The organism is Tateyamaria pelophila, assembly GCF_019966495.1.
In the GTDB taxonomy this organism is placed as follows: Bacteria; Pseudomonadota; Alphaproteobacteria; order Rhodobacterales; family Rhodobacteraceae; genus Tateyamaria; species Tateyamaria pelophila.
In genome coordinates this window covers 1-4,621 of sequence record NZ_JAIMIA010000208.1, presented here as the reverse complement: position 1 = coordinate 4,621, position 4,621 = coordinate 1, and the positions used below count along the sequence as shown (strand labels likewise).

Genomic DNA, 4,621 nt, shown 5'->3' with positions numbered 1-4,621 from the left:
GAGGTAAAAGATACTTGATCCGCAGGCCTGATCAGGCGATCTTCGCGTCAGATGGCAGGCCACTTGGGGAATGTCGGACCATTCCTGTTCACGCGGAGCCGCGTGGTCTTCCGCATGTGCTGATTGAAGTCAGAAATGATTATCTCCGCAACACCGACGCGGTCGCGATGATGGCGGACACGATTTTTCAAGCCTGCAAAACGCTGGAGCCAGCATGACCGATGTATTTTTGTCCACAACAACCCGAGATGTACCTATCCAACCATCTCGCGCGGCACTTCTGTTTATTGATGTACAGAATTTCTCCTGCCATCCAGACGGCGCCGAATGGTCGTTAATGAACCCGGATGAATGTACTGAAAAGAAAGGGCCGTTTTTGGACCTGATGGAACGCGACGTGATCCCCAAAATGAAGAGCCTTCAGGCGGCCTGCCGCGCGGCAGGTGTAGAAGTGATGTACACCACCATAGAAAGCCTCACCAAAGACGGGCGGGATCGCAGCCTTGATTACAAGATCACGGGCTTCAACATTCCGAAAGGATCGTGGGACGGCAAGGTGATTGACGCCATTACGCCGGGCGACGATGAGATCGTTCTGCCCAAGTCTTCGTCAAGTGTTTTTATCTCCACCCATATCGACTACGTTTTACGCAACCTTGGTGTGCAACAACTGATCCTGTCGGGGGTACTGACGGATCAATGTGTTGAAAGCGCCATTCGGGATGCCTGCGATCTTGGGTATCTGGTCACGCAGGTCACTGACGCCTGCGCAACGTTTTCAAACGCGCGCCAAGCGGCTTCCTTGAAGGCAATCGATGGCTACTGCCGCCAGGTTACCACGGATGCGCTCGTCAAAGAGTTGGCACGCGGGACCTAGCTTGAGTTGCGAGGATCAATAGCGGAATACCGCTTATGTGCAGATGCTCAAAAATGCGCGCGACCATCTCGTGCTGCAAGTCATAGATATCGCATGGATCCAGTTGCATAGGGCGCGTTCTGAGCTGCAGTTGATCTGTGCAACACGGCCGATGATAATTAAAAATCCGATGAATCTGCAGACCTCTCCACATATTCTTCACGTTTCCTCCAAGAATACTCAGGGCAGTTACGACATTTGTGTCATTGCGAAACCTATGGTGAAAGAAAATCCACATGAATATCGTCACTGCTCAACCGACTGCGCCTGACTTGCTGCGGTAAAGTCAAAGCAGCACGCGACCTGGTTCGAAATGGCAGCGTCACCTCTATGACGCAGGCCGGGGCGAGCCCCGGCTTTGGGAGGTTGCCGTGTTGAGCCATCTGCGCGAGGCGTTCCGCTCAGGGTACATCTGGCTTGCCCAGTACCGAAGATACGGTGACCTCAAAGAGGCTCTTGTGCCGATTGATGTGGCCCGTTCAGTCCCAAAACTGGAAATGCCGTTAGAGCCCGAGATCTGGCTTGCGGAACGCAAAGCCCGACTGGCATACGGGCTACAAAAATTGGCCAAGGCCGCCCGATCGGGCGCAATACCAGGCGGGTCCATCGAAAATGGTGTCCTGAAAGTTGACCGCCTGTCATCTGCTGTTCCTGATGAGGCCGATGCGCTCGTTCTATATCTTTACGACCGACTTCCGGATGTTCGGATCACCGACCTTTTGCAGGAACCAGAAAGTGATATTGGCTTCCAAGAAGCGTTCACGCATCTCAGATCCGGCGTGCCCTGTATGGACAATGCCGGTCTGCTGAACGTCCTTCTGGCCGAAGGTTTGAATCTCGGTCAGAGCAAGATGGCGGAAGCGGCCAATACACATGATTACTTACAGCTCTCACGCATCTCTCGCCGGCATAGGGGAGACGTCGAACGAGACGCTGGTTAACACTTACATCCAACGATGCCGGGAATTCATTGCTCATCCGCCGGAGAAGGGATGGACTGGAGTTTACGCCTTCAAGACGAAGTAACGGATCAGGCGAGAGCCTAAGCTCTAATGGGCACCGTAAAGTTTGTTTGGTTGCTGCCGGTTATGCAATTAGAACATTGACCTGTCAGAACATGGGATCAAGTGCGTACGTGTGTCACGCCTATTCGTGCGGCGCTTTCAGAAGCCGCTGGCCGATATGGAGATCCGCGGATCGGCTCCAAAACTAATGCACGGGCTATGGAACCAGAACAGCGGCCCCTTGCAGTCTTCCTGATCTTAGGTCCACCAAAGCCTGGTTGGCCTGTTCAAGCGGATATGCCACGGTTTCAGTGGCAACTCCTGCTTGAACCGCCAACGGGAAAAACGCTTCACCATCTGATCGCGTGAGATTGGCAACCGAATGAATGGACCTTTCTTCCCAGAGATCTGCGTAAGGAAAACCTGGAATGTCGCTCATATGAATGCCGCCACATACGACGCGTCCGCCTTTGCGAAGCGACTTCAAAGCTGTCGGGATCAACTCGCCTACGGGTGCGAAAATGATTGAAGCATCCAGGTCTTCAGGCGGTCTGTCCGACGAAGACCCTGCCCAGACTGCGCCGAGACGGCGTGCGAATTCCTGTGCTGTCTTGTCGCCCTCACGTGTGAAGGCATAGACATCTATGCCCTTGTAGCGTGCAATCTGGCAGAGAATATGGGCCGCAGCTCCAAAGCCGAAGATGCCGAGGCGCCGAACGTCCCCGCACAATCTGAAAGACCTGTACCCAATGAGACCTGCGCATAAAAGGGGAGCCAAAGCGACCGGGTCAGCATCATCTTCAAGGGGAAAAACGAATTCTGCGTCAGCAATGCAATACTCGGCGTAGCCTCCATCAACCGTGTACCCCGTGAATCCCGGCGCATCACAGAGGTTTTCGTTAGCTTCCTTGCAATAGAGACATTCACCGCAGGTGTGTCCCAGCCAGGGAACACCCACACGCTGTCCCTCGAGCAAACCCCGTACTGCAGAACCTGGTTTTACTATGCGCCCAACGATCTCGTGCCCGGGTATCAGTGGGAGCTTTGGATGCAATAACTCTCCATCGATCACATGCAGGTCTGTTCGACAAACACCGCAAGCTTCAATGCGTATCAGAACTTGTGCCGGTCCCGGTTCTGGGACTGGCACGTCCCGCATTTGGAGTTTTGAAGACGCTCCGTCAAAGACCATTGCCCGCATGGCCAGCCTCCTTCCGTGATCAATCAGATTAGGACACTCAGCCTAGGGAAAATGCGTCACGCCACCTTGATCGATATCAGAACACCGCGCTACAAGTGTTTCGGATGGCTGCAACTCAAGTCTTTGGAGCAAAGAATATCCATTTCGCATGTCTGTTTTCGTAATAGAGCAAGTGAGAAGCAAAGAGCGACATCTCAAACGGCTAATGGCCAAGCAAGCGACCCAGAGTAAGCGGCAGTGGCCAGCGGTTCATGGTGTAAACATGCAGAGCCGGAGCGCCATAGGCGATCAGACGACGCGCCTGCTCGACCATAGCCGCTACGGCAAGGTGCGGCATGATTTCCGGCGTTGTTTCTCCGATAGTGAAAAGCTGATCCAGCCACGCTGGAACACTGGTCCCATTTGCCACCGCAAATGATCGCATGCGTTTCCAGTCATCTAGCGGCATAAGCCCCGGCACGATGGGAACGTGGATCCCATGACGGTCGCATTTTTCAAGAAATCGGCCATATGCTGCCGAATCCAAAACGAACTGGCAGTAAGCCCGACTGGCACCGGCGTCGATTTTTTCCTTTAGGTGGTCAATGTCGGTGTCAAGATCCGTCGCGCCCGGATGTTTCTCAGGGTAAGCGGCGACAGCGATATCAAAGGGATGGTTTCGTGCCAGGGCTTTCACCAAGTCAAAGGCATGGTCAAATCCAGAAGGTGTCTCTGTTATGCCTTTAGGCTTATCACCTTTGAGTGCAAGAATGCGATTTATGCCAGAAGACCAAAGACTGTCGGCATAAGACAAAGCTTCTATTTTGCTCATGCCCCAGGCCGTAAGATGTGCAGTCACAGGACGGCCGCACCGTTCCGCGATCGCTACGGCTGTTTTGTGCGTTCCGGTGCGCGTCGCACCGCCAGCGCCCATAGTGATGGAGAATCCGTCGACGGCCATAGGCCCGAGTCGATCCACAGCTTCGAATAGCTGTTCACGGCGTGAAGCGGATTTGGGAGGGAAAAACTCAAAGCTTAGTGGAACCTTGCCACCTGATTGAACGAGGCGCTTTAGCAGTGCCTCGGTCGGCTGTTTCACGAGCGGGGGATGTGTTGCAGATTGTTCTTTATCCAAAACAAAGCTTTCATGATGGTTGGAACCCAGCGACGCGTTAGTTCTTTGGGAAAAGTGGCTTTCAACAGCTGCCGAATTTTTACATCTGGTTAAGCGGCTTACCTGACAACATGCACCGCGCAGGCAGCATGGCGGACGACATGCGAAGCCGTGCTCCCCAACAATAGATCCTGAAAACCCGGTCGGTGGGACGCGATGATGATCAGATCCACGCCATGCTCTTTCGCGTAGTCCAGAATGGTGCGACCCGGAGCTCTTTTTGCAGATCCGCAGGCACGTAAGTCATGGCATATGAAGGTATGCTTTCCACGGGTATTGCCAAGTTGTTGGCGGTCGATTGTGAAGGAATAGAATCGGCTGGGTTATGCGGTCATTTCGAGGGTGTA

3 protein-coding genes and 3 pseudogenes are annotated in these 4,621 nt (G+C 53.7%); 3 read left to right on the top strand and 3 right to left on the bottom strand.

Annotated elements, in window-relative coordinates:
• The 3 genes and pseudogenes from LC354_RS26385 to LC354_RS26375 form a co-directional block, all read left to right on the top strand.
• Positions 1–218, top strand: a pseudogene (locus LC354_RS26385) (hypothetical protein); the annotation flags it as partial.
• Positions 215–877, top strand: a complete 663-nt coding sequence (locus tag LC354_RS26380) for an isochorismatase family cysteine hydrolase (protein WP_223428927.1) — start codon at positions 215–217, stop codon at positions 875–877. The pseudogene LC354_RS26385 and the gene LC354_RS26380, both read left to right, overlap by 4 nt.
• A gap of 338 nt (positions 878–1,215) precedes the next feature.
• Positions 1,216–1,851: pseudogene (locus LC354_RS26375) on the top strand (Tn3 family transposase); the annotation flags it as partial.
• A 286-nt stretch (positions 1,852–2,137) separates the two neighbouring features.
• Here LC354_RS26375 and LC354_RS26370 read toward each other — a convergent pair.
• From LC354_RS26370 to LC354_RS26360, 3 genes and pseudogenes are all read right to left on the bottom strand, one after another.
• On the bottom strand, positions 2,138–3,079 hold the full coding sequence (locus LC354_RS26370) for a zinc-dependent alcohol dehydrogenase family protein (protein WP_223428928.1): 942 nt from the start codon (positions 3,077–3,079) through the stop codon (positions 2,138–2,140).
• A gap of 244 nt (positions 3,080–3,323) precedes the next feature.
• Entirely contained in the window at positions 3,324–4,235 is a 912-nt protein-coding gene (locus LC354_RS26365) for a methylenetetrahydrofolate reductase (protein WP_223428926.1), read from the bottom strand.
• Positions 4,236–4,333: 98 nt separating this feature from the next.
• Positions 4,334–4,483: pseudogene (locus LC354_RS26360) on the bottom strand (universal stress protein); the annotation flags it as partial.
• Positions 4,484–4,621 lie beyond the last annotated feature (138 nt).

Coding starts and splice junctions, on each gene's coding strand:
- LC354_RS26370 (WP_223428928.1), bottom strand. CDS start 3,079: ATGCGGGACGTGCCAGTCCCAGAACCGGGACCGGCACAAGTTCTGATA.
- LC354_RS26380 (WP_223428927.1), top strand. CDS start 215: ATGACCGATGTATTTTTGTCCACAACAACCCGAGATGTACCTATCCAA.